Below are 20,805 nucleotides of genomic sequence, written 5' to 3' on the forward strand. Positions count from 1 at the left end.
GACCACCCGGCGGCGGGGCGAGGGTGCGGGGTGCGGGCCGGTCGGGTGATGTTTTCGTAATAGGTACACTCGATCCATGCCCCTTACCTTCGCTGTCGATCCCGCCGTCGATCCCGCCCTGCGCGACGGCATCCTCGGTCTGTGGACCGAGGTCTCCAACGCGGGTGGCTCCGTGGGCTTCGTGCCGCCGGTGACGCGGGAGGACATCCGCCCGGAGCTGGTCAGGCACCTCGTGGGCATGGCGGAGGGCCGTACCCGGCTGCTCGTCGGGCGCGACGAGAAGGGCGAGGTCGCCGCGACCGCGTTCTTCGCCTTCAACACCCACCGGCTGATGACCCACTGGGTGTGGCTGTACACGGTGATGGTGGCTCCGGGGCACCAGGGCAAGGGGTACGGCCGCGACCTGCTCGCGGCCGCCGCCGAGACGGCCCGCACCTTCGAGGGCATCGAGGCGATCCGGCTCACCTGCCGGGGCGGGAACGGCCTGGAGCGGTTCTACGGCTCCTGCGGCTACAAGGAGGTCGGACGGGTGCCCGGCGCGATCCGGGTGGCCCCTGGGGACGACCGGGACGACATCACCATGCTGCTCCCCCTGACCTGAGTCCCCGCCCTGCCCTGCCCCGCACCCCCTTGCAAGATCGCACAGTCCGGCGTGCTTCACTGGACGGTGCCCTTTGGGTTCGTTTGGAAGTCGTCGCAACGGAAGAGTGGATTGAGATGCTCCGCTACACGCTGATGCGCCTCGGGGTCTTCGTGGGCTGCCTCTTGGTCGTCTCGGGCCTCGTCTACTCCGGTGCCCTCCCGCGCGGCCTCGGCGACTCCAACCTCATGTGGATCGCCCTCCTCTCGCTGGTGCTCTCGGCGCCGATCAGCTTCGTGGTGCTGCGCAAGGAGCGGGACCGCGCGTCCGTGCAGGTCGTGGAGCGGGTGGACCGGATGAAGGCCAACATCGAGGCCAACCGCTCGCAGGAGGATGTCGTGGACGACACCTCCAGGGCACAGGGGCAGGCTTCCTAGCACTCCCCGGCAGGCCGCGCCCGCTCCTGGCGGTCCCGGCCCAACTACTCTTGCCCCCATGGGTGCCGTCAAGACCAAGCGGATGCCGCGTGCGGTCCGCGAACAGCAGATGCTGGACGCCGCCGTGCGGATCTTCGGGCAGCGGGGCTACATGGCCGCCTCGATGGACGAGATCGCCGAAGTGGCGGGCGTCTCCAAGCCGTTGGTCTACCTGTACCTGAACTCCAAGGAAGACCTTTTCACCGCCTGCATTCGCCGTGAGGCCGCCGCGCTCAGCGAGGCCGTGCGGTCCGGCGTGCGGCCGGGCCTCGCCGCGGACCGCCAACTCTGGGACGGGCTGCGGGCGTTCTTCACCCACACCGCGCAGCACCCGGACGCCTGGTCCGTGCTGCACCTCCAGGCCCGTACCCACGGCGAACGGTTCGCCGCCGAGGTGGCCGCGATGCGCGAGGAGATCGTCGCGTTCGTGACCCAGCTGATCGTCGTCGCCGCGCGTGAGGCTCCGCGCGGCCCCGGGCTCCGCTCGTGCGGGGGGAGCGCCACCGACCGCGACCTGCCCGAGCGGGAGGTCGCCGGACTCGCCGAGGCGCTGGTCGGCGCCGCCGAGTCCCTGGCGGCCTGGGCCAACGGCACCGAGGGCGTCTCGGCCCGGCAGGCGGCGGCCACCCTGATGAACTTCGCCTGGGCGGGCCTGGGCAACCTCATGGAAGGCCACCCCTGGTCGCCCCCGGAGACCGACTAGCGCGCCGGCCGCACGGGGCCGCCGGCGCGGAGGACCGGCGCCGACCGGGTCACAGGTCGTAGAGCGTGAGATCGACGATCGCGGTCGAGTCCTCGCCGTAGCGCACGTCGACGTCGACCACCATCGCCCCACCGTCGGCGGCCGGGTTCAGCTCGATGTGGGCGCAGGCGTTCGCCGGTTCCTCGTCGAGACAGGCCTCGGACGTGAGATCGGTGTGGGGATAGGTCTCCTTCAGCCAGGTGTCCAGGCCCGTCCGAGCGATGGTGAACCGCACCGTGTACTGGGTGTCCAGCCAGGTGAGGACGGTGCACTTCGCGTCGTGCGCCCCCTCGGGCAGCCCGTCCTGGTCCCCGTAGTCCATGGCCTGTTCGCACGAGACGGACTCCGCCTGGGTCATCGGGTCACCCGTGAGGGCTCCGAAGAACGTCCAGGCACCCCATCCCAGGAACGCCGTCGGGATCGCCGCGACGGCGACGAGCACCCACTTCAGCCTCATGACCACCCTTCGCCGTCGTTCGCGTCCGCCGCGGCGGACGTCGCCCCGCACGCCCCGCACGAGAGACCGGACGCGGAAACAGGGCCCGTGGTTCTCGGCGACGGAGCCCGACCGGTCCGGCTCCCCGGACAGTCCGGCCGGTGGCGTCAGCCGGGTGTGGGCGGGGTCACGCTTCCGCTCACGTGGAGCCGTCCGTCCGGTCCCCGCAGTTCGAACCGGCCGTCCCGTGCCGCGTACCGCACCGTCCCCGGAAGCGCCACCGGCGCCCGGAACTCCGCCCGGACCCGGGCCGCCTCCGGGGTGCCGTGCGCGGCGAGGCAGCGGGCCACCGTCCACATGCCGTGCGCGATGGGCCGCGCGAAGCCGAACAGACGGGCGCCGAGCGGATGCAGGTGAATGGGGTTGCGGTCTCCGGAGGCGGCGCCGTAACGCCGTCCGACGTCGGCGGCGAGCCGCCACTCGGCGAGCGCGGGCAGCGGCCGCGCCTCCCGCGCCCGCGGGTCCTCCCGTTCCTCCCGCGCCCGCGGCCCGATGTCCGGTCCGTCCGTGCGGTGCCGCGCGAGATAGGTGCTGCGCGACTCCCATACGACGTCCCCGCCGGCCCGGGCCTCGGTCACCACGGCGGCCTCGGTGCCGCGCCGGTGCGGCACCAACCCCTCGACGTACACGCCGAGTTCGTAGCCTGCCGTGGCGGGCAGCACGGTGTGCCGGGTGATCTCGATCGACGTGTGGACCAGGCCGAGCAGCGGCAGCGGGAAGTCCCGGCCGCTCATCAGCCGCATCGCCGACGGGAAACCGAGGATGTGCGGATACGTGATCGGCAGCGCGTCGTCGCCGGTGGCGAAGCCGCACACCCGCTCGTACGCGGCCAGCCGCGCGAGGTCGGCGCGCAGGTCGGGCAGGAGCAGGCGGGCGCGCGGGAAGGCGGCGCCGGGTCCCGGTCGCTTGAGGGGTGAGCGCAGGGCGCCGCGGGCGAACAGCGGGGCCAGGGCGGGGGAGCGGCGCAGGACGGTGGCCGGGTGGGCCTCGGAGGCCGTCATCGGACCCCCGTGAGGCTCGGCCCGGGCGCGGTGCCGGTGAAGCTCGGACGACGGTCCGTCATGTCCCACTCCCGGTACGGTCCCATTTGCTTACCCTGGAGTAAGGTTACCGGAGGTAAGTCTAGGTCGGGGGTGAGGAGCCGGTCGAGACCTGGCGCGGGACATGAACCTTCCTCACGTAACCGCCGATGTTGCACACCCCTGGCTCCGGACCATCCCGTAACAGGCACAAGCCCCCCACAGGAGCCCCGTACGATCCCCTTCCTAACCGCCGGTAACCCTTGCCGCGGCTTGCCGCCGGTGAACGCCTCGACGTACGAGGCACGTACGTATGCAGCAGGCAGTCCGCCGCTGTACGCCTCAGGAGCCGCCCGTGTCCACTCCCTTCCCGACCTCCGCCGCGTTCTCCGACGGCGCGGGGCCCGCGCTCGTGGAGCCCGAGACGCGGCGGCTCGACGGTGTCGTACGGGAGGCGTCCGTACCGCCGTTCGCCCACCGGGTCACCCACGGCTCCCTCGCCGACCTGCCCTTCGACAACGCGGCCGCGGCGCCCGGGGCCGTCGCCCTCAGCCGCAGGCTCGGGGACGACGGGCGGTGGGCGGACATCACGGCGGCCCAGTTCGCCGCCGAGGTGCAGGCGGTGGCCAAAGGACTCATCGCCGAGGGGCTGATGCCGGGTGACCGGATCGCCGTCATGTCCCGCACCCGCTACGAGTGGACCCTGCTCGACTTCGCCGCCTGGGCGGCCGGCCTGGTCACCGTCCCCGTCTACCCCACCTCCTCCGTCTTCCAGACCCGCTGGATCCTGCACGACTCCGGCGCGGTCGCCCTGGTCGCCGAGACGGTCGCCCAGGCGGCGGCCCTCGGCCCCGAACGTGAGCACCTGCCCGACCTCCAGCACATGTGGGTGATCGAGAAGGGGCACGTGGAGCGCCTGGCGGAGCTCGGCGCCCACGTGCCGGACCAGGAAGTGGAGGTACGGCGCGGGGTGCTGGGCCCGGACACCCTGGCGACGCTCATCTACACCTCCGGCACGACCGGCCGCCCGAAGGGCTGCGCGCTCTCCCACGGCAACTTCTTCGCCGAGGTCGACAACGCGATCGAGCTGCTCTACCCGATCTTCAAGGCGGGCATGAACGAGGAGGTCTCCGTCCTTCTCTTCCTGCCCATGTCCCATGTCTTCGGCCGCATGGTCGCGATCGCCTGCGTCCGCGCCCGGGTACGCCTCGGTCACGCGCCGAGCCTGAAGTCGGAGGACCTGCTGCCGGACCTGGCCGCCTTCCGGCCGACCTGTCTGCTGGCCATCCCGTACATGCTGGAGAAGGTCTTCAACACCGCACGCGCCCGCGCCGAGGCGAGCGGCCGGGTGTCCTCCTTCGACCGCGCGACAACCGTCGCCCGCCGTTACGGCGAGGGCCTGGAGGCCAGACAGACCGGCACCGGATCGGGCCCCTCCACCGCGCTGAAGGCGGCCCGCGCCTTCTACGACCCCCTGGTCTTCCGCCGCATCCGCAACGCCATGGGCGGCCGGGTCCGCTACGCCATCTGCGGCGGCTCCCCGCTCGGCCGCCGCCTCGCCGCGTTCTACGCGGGCGCCGGCATCGAGATCTTCGAGGGCTACGGCCTGACCGAGACCACGGGCGCGTCGACGCTGACCCCGCCCCTGAAGCCCCGCCTGGGCACGGTGGGCTGGCCGATGCCCGGCACCCGCGTCCGCATCGCCGCGGACGGCGAGATCCTGCTCGCCGGCGACCACGTACTGCGCGGCTACTGGGACCCGTCCGCGGGCGGTGTCGTCCCCGCGGCCCCGGACGGCTGGCTGGCGACGGGCGACATCGGCGAACTCGACGACGACGGCTACCTGACCATCACCGGCCGCAAGAAGGAGCTGCTGATCACCGCGGGCGGCAAGAGCGTGGCCCCGGCCCCCATGGAGAACTGGCTGCGCTCCCACCCCCTGATCTCCCAGTGCATGGTCCTGGGCGACAACCGCCCCTACATCACGGCCCTGATCACCCTCGACCAGGACGGCATCACCCACTGGCGCCAGATGAACCGCAAGCACCCCGTGCCACCGGAACTCCTCATCGGGGACCCGGATTTGAACGCCATCCTCCAGCGCGCGGTGGACGAGGCGAACAAGCTGGTCTCCCGCCCCGAGTCCATCCGCCGCTTCGCCGTCCTCCCGGTCGACTTCACGGAGGAGGCGGGCCACCTCACCCCGTCGATGAAGCTGCGCCGGGAGGCGATCCTGCGGGACTTCGCCCCGGAGGTGGAGGGGCTGTACCCGGGGTGACGCGCGGGATCACTTCACGGCGTAGGTCAGGAAGTCGGCCCACGCCGTGAGGGCCACCCCGAGGGCGGGGCCGTCCTCGGGGTGCTTGGAGTCGCGGACGCGGACGATGTGGGCGGAGACGGAGACCTCCAGGCACTCGCCGCCTTCGCCGCCGCTGTAACTGGACTTGACCCAGTGGGGTTCCTCGCTGCTCACAGCTCCTCCAGCTTCTTCTCGATCAACGTCCGTGACTCCGTGGGCGGAAGTGCCATCGCCCGCATGATTCCATAGCGGTCGGCGATCCTCCGGACCTCTTCGACGTCGGTGATCAACCGGGGATGTCCCTGCACCTCCGTGTACGCCACCTGCGGGTGCCTGCGGGGTGTCAGCAGATTGAACGCACCGTCCATGTTGGGATGTTCCTCGATGCCGGTCGGCATCACCTGGATCTCCACGTTCCGCATACCGCTGATCCGCAGCAGCTGCCGCAACTGGTGTCTGTGGACGGCTCGACCGCCGTTCGGCCGGTCCAACAGCACCTCCTCCAGCACATAGCTGCACAGGGGCCCGGGCCATCTGTCGAGGACCTGCTGTCGTGCCAGCCGGTCGGCCACGCGTTTCTCGATGGTCTCCTCGTCCAGCAACGGCCGTCGGCGGGAGAACACCGCCCGCGCGTAGTCCTCGGTCTGCAACAGGCCCGGCACGCCCTGGTTGGCGTAGAAGTGCAGCTCGACCGCCTCCGCCTCCAGGCCCGCGTAACTCCGGTACCACTCCGGATGCCGGGTCCGCACCCTGCTCATCGCCTCGCGCACCTCGGGGATCACCGCGCGCAGGAGCCCGCCCGCCTCCAGCAGTTCGTCCGCCTTCTCCAGCACCTCCGGCCGGGGAACCCGCACCCCGCGCTCCATCGCCGACATCGCGTCGGGCCCGTACCCCACCAGCTGCCCGAACTCCTTCTGCGTGAGCCCCTTCCGCTCCCGCAGCAGCTTCAGCATCTTGCCCAGCGCGGTGAACAGCCCCGTCGTCCCCTCGGACTCCGCCGGGGTCTCCGGCCTGCGCTCCTGCGTCACGTACGCCACCGCCTTCCCGCCCCTGTGGTCACGGCCGACGACGCGTACACGCGACGGACCGCATCCGTACGGTTACCCGGCGTCGGCCGGTCGCCCCTGGTCAGCGTAGAGTCGGACGGCCACGCTCAGTGAGGTGAACTACCAAAACTCCACCCCCGCGACCGTCGAACTGGCCCAGCGCTTCAGCTCGACGCCCCGGGGCGCCCGCCTGGCCCGGCACCTCAGCGCGCGTCAGCTCGACGTCTGGGGGTTCCCGTACGGCGGCGAGGTGAGCGACACCGCGCAACTCGTCGTCGCCGAGCTCGCGGCGAACGCGGTCACCCACGGTCGCGTACCCGGACGGGACTTCGAACTCCGCCTGCTGCTCCGTCCGGAGGGCGCGGGCACACTGCGGATCGAGGTGAGTGACGCGCGCGGTGACGCCCGGCTCCGCTTCGTCACGGCGGCGGACGAGGAGCGGGGCCGGGGCCTGGTCCTCGTCTCCCTCCTCGCCGTCACCTGGGGGGTCGAGGAGCGCGCCGTGGGCAAGACGGTGTGGGCCGAAGTCGCCCTCGGCCCGGCGGAGTCACGCGATGACGACGGCTCCGCGCGGCCATGCCCGCGAACACCCGCGCAGGCGGGCTGAGCGCCGCCCGCCGTAGACCGTCGCCTTCCGCAACATCCAGGCCGATCACGGGGGTTGACGACAGGACCCCGGGATTGACCGCGCTCGGTCGCGGGGGCGAGGATTTTCGCGGGGCCAGGGCGGCGGTCCGCTCCTCCGCCGGTGGGGCGGGAGCGGGTGCCGGCCCCACACGATCCGGCCCACGGAAGGACGCCGACCGTGCAGACCTCGACCGTCCGGGCGACCGCCCTCCTGACGGCGTACGGAGCCGAAACCGTCCCCCATCCCGGCGGCACCCTTCTCGCCCACCTCGACCGCGTCCGCGACCGGCTGGCCGGCTGGGGCGCCCGCCCCGACCTCCAGCTCGCCGGCCTCTGCCACGCCGCCTACGGCACCGACGGATTCCCCGAGCCGCTACTGCCCCTGGCCCGCCGCCCCGAACTCGTCGAGGCCGTCGGAGCGGAGGCCGAGGCGATCGTCTACGCCTACGGCAGCTGCGACCGCGCCGCCACGTATCCGCGTTTCAGCGCGGCCGGCTCCGTCCTGCACGACCGTTTCACCGGTACCGGCCGCGTTCCGTCGCCGCGATTGCGCCGGGACTTCGCCGAGCTCTCCGCAGCCAACGAGCTCGACCTCGCCCGACGCGACCCCGCGTTCCGCGCGCGGTACGGAACCGGCCTGTTCACCCTGTTCACCCGCTTCCGCCCGCTGCTGAGCGAACCGGCCTGGGAGGACTGCCGGGCGGTCCTCTCCCCGTAGACCCGCTTCCTCCGGCCGGTGTACGGCCCTTGACTTCACAAGACCCTCGCGCGACATTCCGGTCCCCCCGCCCCCGTCGGACCGGAAGGGCCCGCCATGTCCACCACGTCCAGGAGCACGACCGGGCTCTCGCCCTCCCGCAGACAGGTGCTCGGTGCCGCCGCGGGCGCCGGGCTCGCCCTCGCCGCCGCGGCGCACGGCGCGGGCGCGGCCGACCTCCCCCTGCTCGGCACCTACGACGTCGTCGTCATCGGCTCGGGCGCCGCCGGCATGACCGCCGCGCTCACGGCCGCCAAGCGGGGGCTGAGCTGCGTGGTCGTGGAGAAGGCGGCGACCTTCGGAGGCTCGGCGGCCCGTTCCGGCGCCGGTATCTGGATACCGAACAACCCCGTCATCCTGGCCGCCGGTGTCCCGGACACCCCCGCCAAGGCCGCCGCCTACCTCGCCGCCGTCGTCGGCGCGGACGTGCCCGCCGCACGACAGCGGGCCTTCCTCGGCCACGGGCCCGCCATGATCTCCTTCGTCATGGCCAACAGCCCCCTGCGCTTCCGCTGGATGGAGGGGTACAGCGACTACTACCCCGAGCTGCCCGGCGGCCTCGCGGGCGGCCGCTCCATCGAACCCGACCAGCTCGACGGCAACGTCCTCGGCGCCGAACTCGCCCGCCTCAACCCGCCGTACCTGCCGGTCCCGGCCGGCCTGGTGGTCTTCAGCGCCGACTACAAGTGGCTCGCCCTCGCCGCGGTGAACGTCAAGGGCGCCGCCGTGGCCGCCGCCTGCCTGGCCCGGGGGACGAAGGCGGCCCTGCTCGGGCAGAAGCCGCTCACCATGGGGCAGTCGCTGGCCGCGGGACTACGGGCGGGGCTGCTGGCGGCCAGGGTGCCGGTATGGCTCGACACGCCGCTCACCGACCTCCTCGTCGAAAGCGGCTCCGTCACCGGCGCCGTCGTCACCCGGGACGGCGCCGCCGGGCTCGTCCGCGCCCGGCGCGCGGTCGTCGTCGGCTCCGGCGGCTTCGAGCACAACGCCGCCATGCGCGCGCGGTACCAGCGCCAGCCCATCGGCACGGACTGGACCGTCGGCGCGAAGGAGAACACGGGCGACGGCATCCGGGCCGGGGAACGCGCGGGCGGCGCGCTGGAGTTGATGGAGGACGCCTGGTGGGGCCCCGCCATCCCGCTGCCCGGCGAACCCTACTTCTGCCTCGCCGAGCGCACCCTGCCCGGCGGCCTCCTCGTCAACGCCGCCGGCGCCCGCTTCGTCAACGAGGCCGGCCCCTACAGCGACGTCGTCCACACCATGTACGACCGCGACCCCGTCGACCCGGACATCCCGGCCTGGCTGATCACCGACCAGAACTACCGCAACCGCTACCTCTTCAGGGACGTCGCCCCGGCCCTGCCCCTCCCCGACGAGTGGTACCGCTCGGGCGCCGCCCACAAGGCCTGGACCCTGGACGCGCTCGCCGCGTCCACCGGCCTGCCGGCGGCCGGTCTGCGCGCCTCCGTCGACCGCTTCAACTCCCTGGCCCGCACCGGCAGGGACACCGACTTCCGGCGCGGCGACAGCGCCTACGACCACTACTACACGGACCCCGCCGTCCTGCCCAACTCCTGTCTCGCCCCGCTCTGGCTGCCTCCGTACCACGCCTTCCGGATCGTCCCCGGCGACCTCGGCACGAAGGGCGGCCTGCGCACGGACGCCCGCGCGCGGGTGCTGCGCGCCGACGGCTCGGCGATCCCCGGCCTGTACGCCGCCGGCAACGCCAGCGCCGCGGTGATGGGCCACAGCTACGCCGGTGCCGGATCGACGATCGGCCCGGCGATGACGTTCGGCTACATCGCGGCGCTGGACATCGCGGGGGCGCTCTAGGAACGCGGGAGCGGCTTGTCGGCCCCGGCCCGGCACCGGCCGGGGCGAGACCGGCCGGGGGCAAAAGGCAGGAGCCCCGTCGCCGGTCGGCGCGGGGCTCCTTGGGTACTGCTATCCATTCCGAATCAAAGCTTTGGGCTCGACGAGCCGAAGGCTTAGAGCGGGGTGACGTTCTCCGCCTGCGGACCCTTCGGGCCCTGGGTCACGTCGAAGGAGACCGACTGGTTCTCCTCGAGCGAACGGAAACCGTTGGCGTTGATCGCGGAGTAGTGGACGAAGACGTCGGGGCCTCCGCCTTCCTGGGCGATGAAGCCAAAGCCCTTTTCGGCGTTGAACCACTTCACGGTTCCGGTAGCCATAAGCCCTCCTTGGGCCCAAAGGGTCGCCCTGCTCCAGAACCTGCAAGTGTGAAAACAGTGCTGCACAACTGCATACGTCTGAAAACGACTAGAGCCCGCGGTCACATGCTCCGCAGGCTCTGTACTGCAAGGGAAACCAAACTGCAACTTGCGGCGAGCCTAGCACGCGGCCACCCGAATGCAATAGAGGTCAAGATCACGTCACTCGGACGTTTGAAGTCGATCATCGGAGGTTGACCGCGACCCGGGGACGGGGGTGGTCGCGGGCCGGCCGGACCCAGGGTCTAGCCTCGCGATGTGGACAATTCTCGCACCCGGCCGCGTGTCGGCCACATCCAGTTCCTCAACTGCCTGCCCCTCTACTGGGGGCTCGCGAGAACCGGCACGCTCCTCGACTTCGAGCTGACGAAGGACACCCCGGAGAAGCTCAGCGAGCAGCTGGTGCGGGGCGACCTCGACATCGGGCCCATCACCCTGGTCGAGTTCCTGAAGAACGCGGACGACCTGGTCGCCTTCCCCGACATCGCCGTCGGCTGCGACGGCCCGGTGATGTCCTGCGTGATCGTCTCGCAGGTTCCGCTGGACCAGCTCGACGGCCGCAGGGTCGCGCTCGGCTCGACCTCGCGCACCTCGGTCCGCCTGGCCCAGCTGCTCCTGGCCGACCGCTTCGGCGTCCAGCCGGACTACTACACCTGCCCGCCCGACCTCAGCCTGATGATGCAGGAGGCGGACGCCGCGGTCCTCATCGGCGACGCGGCACTGCGCGCCAACCTGCTGGACGGCCCGCGCTACGGCCTCACCGTGCACGACCTGGGCGCGCTCTGGAAGGAGTGGACGGGCCTGCCGTTCGTCTTCGCGGTCTGGGCGGCCCGGCGCGACTACCTGGAGCGCGAGCCGGTCATCACCCGCCAGGTGCACGAGGCCTTCCTCGCCTCCCGCAACCTCTCCCTGGAGGAGGTCACCAAGGTCGCCGAGCAGGCGGCCCGCTGGGAGGCCTTCGACGAGCGGGTCCTGGAGCAGTACTTCACCACGCTCGACTTCCGCTTCGGCGCCCCGCAGCTGGCGGCCGTCACGGAGTTCGCCCGACGGGTCGGCCCCACGACGGGATTCCCGTCGGACGTGAAGGTGGACCTGCTCCAGCCGTAGCGGCTCGGCTCGGTTCGGCTCGGCTCAGCACGGTTCGGCTCGGACGGCGTTGGGCCGGTGCCCTGGTGGCGGTGGGCCGGCTCGGGTGGTGGCGGGCCGGTTCGGGCCGTAGCGCGTCGGCTTCCGTCGTGGCGGGGCGGCTCCGGTCGTAGCAGGTCTGTTCCAGACGTAGCGGATCGGCCCCAGCCGTGAGCGCGGGGCCCGTTCCGCACTAATCTGCTGACGTGTCCTACGGGGGAGAGGTGGACGCCATGCAGCAGCTCGCAGCCGACGAGCCCACGGTCGTCGGGCCCTACCGGCTGCTCGGCCGGCTCGGCTCCGGCGGTATGGGCCGCGTCTACCTGGGCCGCAGCGCCGGTGGCCGCACGGTCGCCGTCAAGATCGTGCACCCGCACCTCGCGCTCGACGAGGAGTTCCGCGCCCGCTTCCGGCGCGAGGTCGACGCGGCCCGGCGGGTGGGCGGCGCCTGGACGGCGCCGGTCCTGGACGCCGACCCCGACGCGCCGGTCCCGTGGGTCGCGACGGGCTACGTGGCCGGCCCGTCCCTCACCGCGGCCGTGACGGACGGGGGCCCACTGCCCACGCACTCCGTACGGGCGCTGGCCGCCGGCCTCGCGGAGGCCCTGGCCGCGGTGCACGACCTGGGCCTGGTGCACCGGGACGTGAAGCCCTCGAACGTCCTCCTCACCCTCGACGGCCCCCTCCTGATCGACTTCGGCATCGCCCGCGCCACCGCGGGCACGGCCTCCCTGACCTCGACGGGTGTCTCCGTCGGCTCACCCGGCTACATGGCCCCCGAGCAGATCCTCGGCAGCGGCGTCACCGGCGCCGCGGACGTTTTCTCCCTGGGCGCGGTCCTGGCGTACGCCGCGACCGGCGAACCGCCCTTCCCCGGCGACTCCTCGGCCGCGCTGCTCTACAAGGTCGTGCACGAGGAGCCGCGGCTCGGCGCCCTCGACGGCGACCTGCGCGCGGTGGCGCAGGCGTGCCTGGCCAAGGAACCGGGCGAGCGGCCGGGCCCGTCCGAGGTGGCCCGACGGCTCGCTCCGGAGGGCGCGGCCCGGCTGGTGGCGGGCGGCTGGCTGCCGGGCGCGCTGGTGGAGCAGGTCAGCCGCAGCGCCGTACAACTGCTGAACCTGGAGGCGGCGGACGCGGTCGAGGCGACTCCGTCGGGGCCGGTGGGCTTCAGCAGCGCGTCGCTGGGGGAGCAGTCGGCCGTGGCGGGCTTCGGCCCGCCGCCCGTGATGCCGCCGACGGGCAGCCCGGCCGCGACCTCCACCGCGACCCCGACTTCGACCCCGACTTCGACCCCGACCTCCGTCCCGGGTCCGGCCGCGCCCGCCGATGCCACTTCCGGCGCCACTCCCGCCGACGCCTCGCCGTTCGACGCGCCGCCGTCCGCGACCACCCGGCCCGGCAAGGTCTCCGTGACCATGGCGGCGGCCTCCACGCCCGGCAGCGGCGGCCAGGGACGAAGACTGAGCTGCACGCTGGCCCTCGCGGTGGCCGGAGCGCTGGCGGCGGTGACGGTCGGATCGGGGTTCCTGTTCGACCTGCTGCCGAAGGGGGACGCCAACAGGGCCTCCGGCAGCGACAGCGGGTACTCGTCACCCCCGGCCGACTCCTCCTCCCCCACCTCTCCCTCGCGCTCCTCCTCCCCGTCCGCCTCCTCGTCCGCCTCCCCTCCCGCTCCCGGAGGTCCGGGCGCCGTTCCCGCGCGCTATCTCGGCACCTGGGAGGGCGACGGCAGCGGTCTCGACGGCACCCTCCCCATGGGGTCCTTCCGGCTCACCGTCCGACAGGCCGCCGTGGGCCAGGAGTTGGGCACTCTGCGGCAGACCGATCTGTTCGGCGGGGTCTGCAACGACGTCCTGACCCTGAAGACGGTGACGAAGACCGAGATCGTGGCGACGTCGGTGGGCGCCGAGGGCAACCACGAGGGCTGCAACCCGGCCGCCCACACCGTCCGTCTCGCCCCGGCGGGCGACGACCTGAAGTACACCTCGGACAGCACGGCCGAGGGGAACCCGGTGGCCCGGATGTCGAAGGCCGGGTAGCCGAGCCGTCATGTGACAGGCCATGTGACGGACCATGTGACAGACCGCGTACGGACGGTCGGTCATGCCCCCGTCACCCCTGGCGGCCCCGCTGTCACTACTGTGTCTGCGAAAGCGAACACCGCCACCACGGCGGTCACCCACGCGGCGACATACGGCACCAACGCGGCCGCATCCCGCGGCACATCGCGAGCCACGACGCGGGCAGGGCACGACCGCGGAGACTGCGACCAGTCTCCGTCAGCTGAGCAACGGACGCGGCCCCAGGGGCCGACGGGGAGGATGGCCACCATGCGGATGCTGGTCACGCTCGTGCACGAAGGCGGTGCACCGCAGGACGTCGTCGTCACCGCGGACGACACCGCCACGGCGGGCGATGTGGCGGAGGCGCTGGGAACGGCCGTAGGACGCGGCGCGGCCGCGCCCGGCGCGATGCCGGGGAACGTCGTACCGCTGCGCGCCACGCCGCTCGCCCCGCCGCCCGGCTACGGGACAGCGGTGACCGGGGCGCTGTCGCTGTGGGCGGACGGGATGCGGTGCGACCCGTCGGACCCCGCGGCCGGCGTCCTGCGCGACGGCATGCGCGTCTCCGTCGACGACGCCATAGGCCCGCTGCTGCGCAAGGGCGAACCGGTCGGGCAGTACGAACTGAGGGTGGCCGGCGGACCGGCGGCCGGGCGGGTCGTCCGGCTGGGCGTCGGCGTGGCCACCGTCGGCTCGGCGCCCACCTGTTCGCTGCCCCTGCCGGACCCCTCGCTGCCTCCGGTCGCGCTGCGGCTGACCGTCGACCTCCAGGGCAACACCACCCTCGCCGCGGAAGGCGGGGCCGAAGTCCTGCTCGACGACGAGCCGTTGACGGCGAGTGCGGCGGGAACGGCGGGGGCGGCCGGCAAGAAGGGCAAGAAGGCGAGAGAGGCGGGGACTTCCGGCGCGGCTGGTGGCGCACGGGCCGCCGGGGGCTCATGGCCGCTCGGTGCCGTCGTCCGGGTCGCCGACTCGCTCCTCGTCCTCGACCGGGTGGCCGAGCCGGACGCGCACCTGTCCGCGATGAGCGAAGGCGGCCTCGCCTACAACCGTCCGCCCCGGCTGTCGCCGCTGAGACCCCGACGGCGGATCGTCGTACCGCTGCCGCCCGGCAAGAACGAGCGGGCGCGCTTCCAGTTCATCATGGCGTTCATGCCCATGCTCTTCGGGCTGTCCATGTACTTCATCACCAAGCAGATCTACATGCTGCTGTTCTGCGCGATGAGTCCGCTGATGATGATCGGTCAGTGGTTCAGCGAGAACCGCGAGGGCAAGAAGAAGCACAGGACCTCGCTCAAGCAGTACAAGAAGGACCTCGCCGCCCACGAGGCCGAACTCGCCGAGCTGGCCAAGGAGGAGCAGCGGGGCCGCCGCGGGGACAGCCCCGACCCGGCCGAGATCCTCCTCTTCGCGACCGGCCCCCGCCGCCGCCTGTGGGAGCGCCGCCTCACCGATCCGGACGCCATGCAACTGCGTATCGGCGTCGGCGGCCTCCCCTCCGACGTCGAGATGGTCATGGGCCGCGGCGGCACCTCGTACGACGAGGAGCGCCCCGAGCCTCCCGTCCTGCCCGACGTTCCGGTCACCCTGCCGTTCGCCCGGCTCGGTGTCGTCGGCATCGCCGGTGACCGCGCCCGCGCCCTGTCCACCGCCCGCTGGCTGAGCGTGCAGGCCGCCGTCCTGCACAGCCCCCGCGACCTCTCCCTCGTCTCCCTCTCCGCCACACAGGCCGCGGGCGCCGACTGGCACTGGGCGCACTGGCTGCCGCACACCGCCCCCGACCAGGGCCAGGACTGTGTCGCGCTGGTCGGCTTCGACTCCGAGGGCATCACCCGCCGCGTCAACGAGCTCCTCAACGAACTCGCCCGGCGCAAGGCGGCCCGCGAGCAGAACAACATGACGGGCCAGCTCTACCCGGACCAGACCATCCTCGTGACCCTCGACGGAGCACGGCTGCTGCGCCGCGTTCCCGGCGTCCCCCAACTCCTCACCGAGGGACCGCAGTACGGCATCCTCGCCCTCTGCATCGACGAGGACGAGCGGCTGCTGCCCGAGGAGTGCAAGGCCGTCGTCGCCTGGTCCCCGGACGCCGCCCACCACGTCCGCGTCCGCGGCTACGGCATGGAGGGCGTCGGCGACATCCTCGCCGACCAGGTCACCCCGGAGTGGTGCGAGCTGCTCGCCCGCTCCCTCGCGCCGGTACGCGACGTCAGCCGCGACGACGCCGACAGCGCGCTGCCGACGGCGGCCCGGCTGCTGACGCTGCTCGGCCTGCCCGACCCGACGGGCGCGGACGTGGAGCGGATCTGGCGGGCGGGCGGTTCGACGACGTCCGCGCCGGTCGGCATCGCGGCGGACGGCACCTTCGTCCTGGACATCCGCCGGGACGGCCCGCACGCACTGGTGGCGGGTACGACGGGTGCCGGTAAGTCGGAACTCCTCCAGACGATCATCGCCTCCCTGGCCATGGCCAACCGTCCGGACGCCCTGAACTACGTCCTCATCGACTACAAGGGCGGCAGCGCCTTCATGGACTGCGCCAACCTGCCGCACACCGTCGGCATGGTCAGCGACCTCGACGCGCACCTCACCGAACGGGCCCTGGCCTCGCTCGCCGCCGAACTCCACCGCCGCGAACGGATCCTGCTCGACGCCGCCGCCAAGGACATCGAGGACTACAACGACACCCGCAGGCTCCGCCCCGAGCTGGCGCCGATGCCCCGACTGGTGCTGGTCATCGACGAGTTCGCGTCCCTGGTCGCCGAACTCCCCGACTTCATCGTCGGCCTGGTCGACATCGCCCGCCGAGGCCGTTCGCTGGGCGTCCACCTGATCCTGGCCACCCAGCGCCCGGCCGGCGTGGTGAGCGCCGACATCCGGGCGAACACGAACCTCCGGATCGCGCTGCGCGTGACGGACGCGTCCGAGTCGGCGGACGTCATCGACGCCCCGGACTCCGGTGCGATCGCGAAGTCGACGCCGGGCCGTATGTACGTCCGCTCCGGCGCCCAGTCCCTGGTCGGCGTGCAGTCGGCCCGCATCGGTGGCCGCCGCCCGGCCACGGGCGGCACGGGGCCCAAGGCGACCCTGATCCCGTTGCAGTGGAACTCCTATGCCCGTCCCCTGCCCAAGCGGGCCGAAGCCGACGACGACGGCACGATGGTCACCGACCTGGCGGTCCTCGTCGACGCGGTGCGCGACGGCGCGCGGCGCATGGGCTTCGGCGAGCAGCGCAGCCCGTGGCTGCCGCCGCTGGCGGAGCTGGTGACGCTGGCGGAACTGGAGTCGCACGGCCCGTCGCGGGCCGCTGCCGACGACGACGTGGCCCCCATCCCCTTCGGTCTGATCGACCTCCCGGCGAAGCAGAGCCGCAAGCCGCTGTCCCTCGACCTGGTGCACGGCGAGCACACCCTGCTCCTGGGCGGCGCGCGCTCCGGCCGCTCGACGGCCCTGCGTACCCTCGCCGGTTCCCTGGCCCGCGCCACCTCCCCGCACGACGTGCACGTCTACGGCATCGACTGCGGCTCGAACGCGCTGCTGCCCCTGATGCGACTGCCGCACGTCGGCGCGGTGGTCACCCGGGACGAACCGGACCGGGTCCGGCGCCTGATCGAACGCCTGCTGGCGGAGATCGCCCGCAGACAGCAACTGCTCGCGATGGAAGGCGCGTCGAGCGCGGCCGAACAGCGCGCCTCGGCCGCTCCGGAGGACCGCCTGCCGTGGATGGTCCTTCTCCTGGACGGCTGGGAGGGCTTCGCCTCCACCTTCGAGGCCTACAACTACGGCCAGTTGCTGGAGGCGGCCCAGCGCATCTTCCGTGAAGGTTCCGCGGTGGGCCTGAAGGTGGTCATGACCGCCGACCGCAGCGGCCTGAGCGGCCATGTCTCCTCCGCCTTCGCGGACCGTATGGTCATGCGCTTCGCCGACTCCAACGACTACTCCACGGCCGGACTCCAGGCCCGCGAGGTCCCGAAGAACATGCCTCCCGGTCGCGCTCTGCGCATCACCGACACCGGCGTGGACGAGACCCAGATCGGCCTGCTCGCCGGCGACCCGGCGGGCCAGGCACAGGTCCGCGCCCTGCGCGAGATCGCCGAGGAGGCACGCACCCGGCACGGCCGTGTCCCCGCCGCCCGCCGCCCGCTGCGCGTGGACGCGCTGCCGACCCGCATCACGGCGACCGAGGCCCTCGCCCTGGACCCGGACTTCACCCCGACGTCCGCCCTGTGGGCCCTGATCGGCGTCGGCGGCGACGAACTCCACCCCGTCGGCATCGACCTGGAGGAGAACGGCCCCGGCTTCGTCATCGCGGGCCCGCCGAAGTCGGGCCGCTCCACGCTCCTGCTGGCCGCGACGGAGTCCCTGCTGCGCTCCGGTACCCCGGTGGTCCTCGTCGCCCCCCGCCGCTCGCCCCTGCGCGACCTGGCGGGCCGCGAGGCCGTCCTGGGCCTCCTCAACGCCGACAGCCGCGAGGACGACCTGGAGGAACTGGTGGGCGCGGCGCCGAACGGCTCCTACGTCGTCGTGGTCGACGACGCGGAACTCCTCTACGACACCCGCCTCGACGAGGCCCTCGAGTCCGTCGTCCGCAAGGGCGCCGACGGCGGGATCGGCCTCCTCGCCGCCGGCACCACGGACAGCCTCTCCGGCCAGTACCGAGGCTTCACGGTCGAGGCCCGAAAGTCCCGCAACGGCCTCCTGCTGACCCCCCAATCCCCCTCGGAAGGCGAACTCTTCGGCATCCGCCTCCCAGCAAACAGCGGCGCGGGCCCAACGGGAAGCGGCCTGTTCGTGACCGGGGGGTCTTACATGCCGATCCAGGGCGCCATGAACGGCTGAGCGCCCCTGACAGAGGGCCCCGCAGTAGATAGGCGGGGCTCTCTGGAGTGTCGGTCAGGGTTTGGCCAGGGGGATGGGGACTGTCGCGGGGGCGGATGGGGATTCTGGACCGAATGTGCGCAGGATCTTACGGCGGTGGAGCACCACCACGGCAGTGCCGGCCAGGCAAAGAAGGGCCAGTGCCGAAGTGCCGTAGACCGGCAGATTCACGGGTGGATTGGCGACCCACTCGCGGGAGAGACTGCGTGAAGGGTTCGTGGGATCGTAGGTGACCACCATCGAATCGCCGACGTGTGAGTCCGGATACATCCCGGAGTAGTCCCAAAGTTGAATCTGATCACCCGCCTTCGGGCCTTGCGTGAGACGAACCTTCACATACTTGGGATTACTGTCGACCGCGGTAACAGTCGCAGCGACTGTAATTCCGCGTGAGCGGAGGTCCTGGACCAAAGAGTGAGCTGGGAGCCAAAGAGCGAGGGTGAAGCCGGCGAACAGCAGGAACAGGACGAACCCGCCCAGGATCGCGCGGTTTGGGGGAAGCGGCGGCCGCGGCTTACGCGCGGCCGCGCTCGCGGAGATCTGACGGGCTCGCTCCGCCTTGGGCGGAAGCTGGTATTGACCTCCCTGGCGTTTCTTCTTTTTCTTACCCATGACATTGCCGCCTCATGAAAACCATCCGGAAACTGTCTTCTTAACGTTCGACGCTGCATCGCTGACGGCGTGCCCAGCTCCCTTGGCGGCGCCAGTGACGGTGTTCACCAGACCCTTTCCTGTTTTTGTCTTGATGAGGTACGAAGCAGCATATCCAGCACCAAAACCGAGGACGACGCCCCCGGCAATTCCCCAGCCGACAGGGGTGCCAACCATCAGTGCCGATCCCGCGGCGGTACCCAGCCAGGTACCGAACCCGCCACCGATCGCCCCTGCAGCCATACCCCCGGCATTGGCGGCGATGGCTACGTCCACCTGTTCGCCGTGGTCGATGTCCCAAGCGGTCGCCCCGATCGTAAGCACCGTCCCGACGAGCGGCAGTTTCCCACCTACACGTAGCGTCCTGCCGAAGAGCGTCGTCGTGCTGGGTGGCTTGAGTGCGGGGATCCTGCCCATCAACCAGCTTCCGCCGTCCGCGACAGAAGCTTCCATCAGGCGGGAGAAGGAGCCCAATCCGTACTTGGACAGAATGCGTTCCGCTTCGACTGCAGAGTTCCTCGAAGCTCTGCCCACGCGTCTGGTCTCGTTTTTGAGCGCCCGCTTCGCCGCCTTGCCCACGGCGTTGACTCGGTCCTGTTTCAGGTCACGTGCCGCGTCGAACAGTGACCGTGAGCGCTGCCGGAAGTCCTCGGCATACTTCGACTGCATACCGAAGACGCTGGCCAGCAAGCCGACGCTGTCGGACCAGGTGTCGGCGGGATCGCCCAATTTCTTGACGGCGATCTCCGTGTGCTTCCAGGCGAGATCCCAGAGTTCCGGGTCGTCCCCCTGCAAGAGCGCCCGGTTGAACACGGCCGCAGGCTCGCTGTCCGTGATCGGGCCGTGGAAGAGGGCGGCAGTTTTCTCGAAGCCCGGCGCGGGAGACTCGGAGTTGATCGCGGTGGTGAACGACGAGCCGAAGAGCCTGACGTCGTCCTCGGCGGTGGGCGCGCCCGCTGTGGCGATCGCCATCGGCAGGTTTCTGACGAGGTCCGGATTCATGCCGGCGTAGAGCGCCGATACGAAGTCGGCGTCGCCCCGGTGCTTCGCCAGCTCCGCGGCGATCCGATGGAACTCCGCCCCAGCCGCCCCCGGCGCGAGCTCCGCTGCCTTGTTCGCGTCCTCGGCGAGCTGCCTGCCGTCCTCCCGCGCTTCTCGGACCGTCGTGACCGGCTCGCGCAGATGCACCATGGCGCCGGGTTTGAGGCCGCTCTCCGGATCCAGTTCCATGGCGGCGGCCAAGGCCTGCCTGCGACGCAGCATGGGGAGCTCGTCATCGACCCAACCGGCGATTTTTCCCATCTCGGTCAGGCTGCTCGTGTCCAGCCCGAATTTTTGGAACCTGCTGGTGTAGGCGGACTTGGCGGCCCGAAGCGTCTTGCTGCTCGATTCGAGGTGCTTGATGGTCCTCATCAGATTGTCTGGATTGATGCCGGAGAAGTTCGGGTCAACCACTGGAGGATTCCTCTTCCATGCCGTCGGCGAGACGCGGATCGACCAGCACCGCCTGAGCGCCTGAACCGTGGAGTGCCTTCTCCAGTTCCTCGGTGGGAACGATGACCCACGGTTGTTCCTCACCCATGGCCTCGACCAGCAACGGCACATTCGTGAACGCGAGTGCGACGAGCCGGGCCTCGCCGTTGTCGTCGCCGACCGAGACGAGGATCACCTCCGCAGTGCCGTCGACGAGCGGGGAACCGTCGTGGACCTGTGGCACTTCGGCCATCGTGGGCAGTACGAGGAATTCGGGAGTGCCCTGGGTTGCACTCATTGAGGTCATCCGCTCAGATTATGAGGCGCGTCAGCCGGTGAGCA

18 protein-coding genes are annotated in these 20,805 nt (G+C 71.6%); 10 read left to right on the forward strand and 8 right to left on the reverse strand.

Annotation, left to right across the window (positions count from 1 at the left end; translation table 11 throughout):
* The first annotated feature begins 76 nt into the window (after nucleotides 1–76).
* The 3 genes from ACWCQK_RS31115 (at nucleotide 77) to ACWCQK_RS31125 (ending at nucleotide 1,759) form a co-directional block, all read left to right on the forward strand.
* Nucleotides 77–601: an N-acetyltransferase family protein gene (locus tag ACWCQK_RS31115; RefSeq protein ID WP_451160622.1), complete on the forward strand. Its 525-nt coding sequence runs from the start codon at nucleotides 77–79 to the stop codon at nucleotides 599–601.
* Between the two features lie 116 nt (nucleotides 602–717).
* Nucleotides 718–1,017 (forward strand): DUF4229 domain-containing protein, encoded by a 300-nt coding sequence (locus ACWCQK_RS31120; RefSeq protein ID WP_451160624.1) that lies wholly within the window; start codon nucleotides 718–720, stop codon nucleotides 1,015–1,017.
* Nucleotides 1,018–1,075: 58 nt separating this feature from the next.
* Complete coding sequence (locus ACWCQK_RS31125; RefSeq protein ID WP_451160626.1) at nucleotides 1,076–1,759, forward strand: TetR/AcrR family transcriptional regulator; 684 nt, start codon at nucleotides 1,076–1,078, stop codon at nucleotides 1,757–1,759.
* A gap of 49 nt (nucleotides 1,760–1,808) precedes the next feature.
* On the opposite strand, the gene ACWCQK_RS31130 is transcribed toward ACWCQK_RS31125, so the two are convergent.
* Nucleotides 1,809–2,255, reverse strand: a complete 447-nt coding sequence (locus ACWCQK_RS31130; RefSeq protein WP_451160628.1) for a hypothetical protein — start codon at nucleotides 2,253–2,255, stop codon at nucleotides 1,809–1,811.
* Nucleotides 2,256–2,401: 146 nt separating this feature from the next.
* A complete protein-coding gene (locus tag ACWCQK_RS31135) occupies nucleotides 2,402–3,295 on the reverse strand; it encodes a MaoC family dehydratase (protein ID WP_451160630.1) in 894 nt (297 codons plus the stop codon).
* Nucleotides 3,296–3,668: 373 nt separating this feature from the next.
* Here ACWCQK_RS31135 and ACWCQK_RS31140 point away from each other — a divergent pair, with 373 nt between their 5' ends.
* Nucleotides 3,669–5,591, forward strand: a complete 1,923-nt coding sequence (locus ACWCQK_RS31140; RefSeq protein ID WP_451160632.1) for an AMP-dependent synthetase/ligase — start codon at nucleotides 3,669–3,671, stop codon at nucleotides 5,589–5,591.
* Nucleotides 5,592–5,600: 9 nt separating this feature from the next.
* Here ACWCQK_RS31140 and ACWCQK_RS31145 read toward each other — a convergent pair whose 3' ends face one another.
* Together ACWCQK_RS31145 and ACWCQK_RS31150 are read right to left on the reverse strand one after the other, a co-directional pair.
* The gene (locus ACWCQK_RS31145; protein ID WP_451160634.1) at nucleotides 5,601–5,786 is read right to left on the reverse strand and encodes a DUF397 domain-containing protein; all 186 of its coding nucleotides are present in this window, start codon (nucleotides 5,784–5,786) and stop codon (nucleotides 5,601–5,603) included.
* Entirely contained in the window at nucleotides 5,783–6,649 is an 867-nt protein-coding gene (locus tag ACWCQK_RS31150) for a helix-turn-helix domain-containing protein (RefSeq protein WP_451160636.1), read from the reverse strand. The genes ACWCQK_RS31145 and ACWCQK_RS31150 overlap by 4 nt, the downstream gene beginning before the upstream one ends.
* Nucleotides 6,650–6,773: 124 nt before the next feature.
* Here ACWCQK_RS31150 and ACWCQK_RS31155 point away from each other — a divergent pair, with 124 nt between their 5' ends.
* The 3 genes from ACWCQK_RS31155 to kstD all read left to right on the forward strand — a co-directional run bounded on the left by ACWCQK_RS31155 (nucleotide 6,774) and on the right by kstD (nucleotide 9,875).
* Nucleotides 6,774–7,265: an ATP-binding protein gene (locus ACWCQK_RS31155; protein WP_451160638.1), complete on the forward strand. Its 492-nt coding sequence runs from the start codon at nucleotides 6,774–6,776 to the stop codon at nucleotides 7,263–7,265.
* 198 nt (nucleotides 7,266–7,463) lie between these two features.
* On the forward strand, nucleotides 7,464–8,003 hold the full coding sequence (locus tag ACWCQK_RS31160) for a DUF6817 domain-containing protein (protein WP_451160640.1): 540 nt from the start codon (nucleotides 7,464–7,466) through the stop codon (nucleotides 8,001–8,003).
* Nucleotides 8,004–8,099: 96 nt separating this feature from the next.
* Nucleotides 8,100–9,875, forward strand: a complete 1,776-nt coding sequence (gene kstD, locus ACWCQK_RS31165) for a 3-oxosteroid 1-dehydrogenase (protein ID WP_451160642.1) — start codon at nucleotides 8,100–8,102, stop codon at nucleotides 9,873–9,875.
* A gap of 155 nt (nucleotides 9,876–10,030) precedes the next feature.
* Here the strand turns inward: kstD and ACWCQK_RS31170 are convergent, their stop codons facing one another.
* The gene (locus ACWCQK_RS31170; protein WP_037627265.1) at nucleotides 10,031–10,234 is read right to left on the reverse strand and encodes a cold-shock protein; all 204 of its coding nucleotides are present in this window, start codon (nucleotides 10,232–10,234) and stop codon (nucleotides 10,031–10,033) included.
* Nucleotides 10,235–10,531: 297 nt separating this feature from the next.
* Between ACWCQK_RS31170 and ACWCQK_RS31175 the strand changes: the two genes are divergently transcribed.
* The 3 genes from ACWCQK_RS31175 to ACWCQK_RS31185 all read left to right on the forward strand — a co-directional run bounded on the left by ACWCQK_RS31175 (nucleotide 10,532) and on the right by ACWCQK_RS31185 (nucleotide 18,300).
* Nucleotides 10,532–11,380 (forward strand): menaquinone biosynthetic enzyme MqnA/MqnD family protein, encoded by an 849-nt coding sequence (locus tag ACWCQK_RS31175; protein WP_451160644.1) that lies wholly within the window; start codon nucleotides 10,532–10,534, stop codon nucleotides 11,378–11,380.
* A 251-nt stretch (nucleotides 11,381–11,631) separates the two neighbouring features.
* On the forward strand, nucleotides 11,632–13,437 hold the full coding sequence (locus ACWCQK_RS31180; protein ID WP_451160646.1) for a protein kinase domain-containing protein: 1,806 nt from the start codon (nucleotides 11,632–11,634) through the stop codon (nucleotides 13,435–13,437).
* Between the two features lie 291 nt (nucleotides 13,438–13,728).
* Nucleotides 13,729–18,300, forward strand: coding sequence for an FtsK/SpoIIIE domain-containing protein (locus ACWCQK_RS31185; RefSeq protein ID WP_451160648.1), 4,572 nt, complete (start codon nucleotides 13,729–13,731; stop codon nucleotides 18,298–18,300).
* 54 nt (nucleotides 18,301–18,354) lie between these two features.
* On the opposite strand, the gene ACWCQK_RS31190 is transcribed toward ACWCQK_RS31185, so the two are convergent.
* Genes ACWCQK_RS31190 through ACWCQK_RS31200 form a run of 3 tightly spaced genes read right to left on the reverse strand, consistent with a single transcriptional unit; the run spans nucleotide 18,355 to nucleotide 20,761 of the window.
* A complete protein-coding gene (locus ACWCQK_RS31190) occupies nucleotides 18,355–18,951 on the reverse strand; it encodes a hypothetical protein (protein ID WP_451160650.1) in 597 nt (198 codons plus the stop codon).
* Nucleotides 18,952–18,963: 12 nt separating this feature from the next.
* A complete protein-coding gene (locus ACWCQK_RS31195; protein ID WP_451160652.1) occupies nucleotides 18,964–20,445 on the reverse strand; it encodes a hypothetical protein in 1,482 nt (493 codons plus the stop codon).
* A complete protein-coding gene (locus ACWCQK_RS31200; RefSeq protein ID WP_451160654.1) occupies nucleotides 20,438–20,761 on the reverse strand; it encodes an SAV_915 family protein in 324 nt (107 codons plus the stop codon). The genes ACWCQK_RS31195 and ACWCQK_RS31200 overlap by 8 nt, the downstream gene beginning before the upstream one ends.
* Nucleotides 20,762–20,805: the final 44 nt, after the last annotated feature.

This window comes from Streptomyces sp. NPDC002306, from assembly GCF_053593435.1.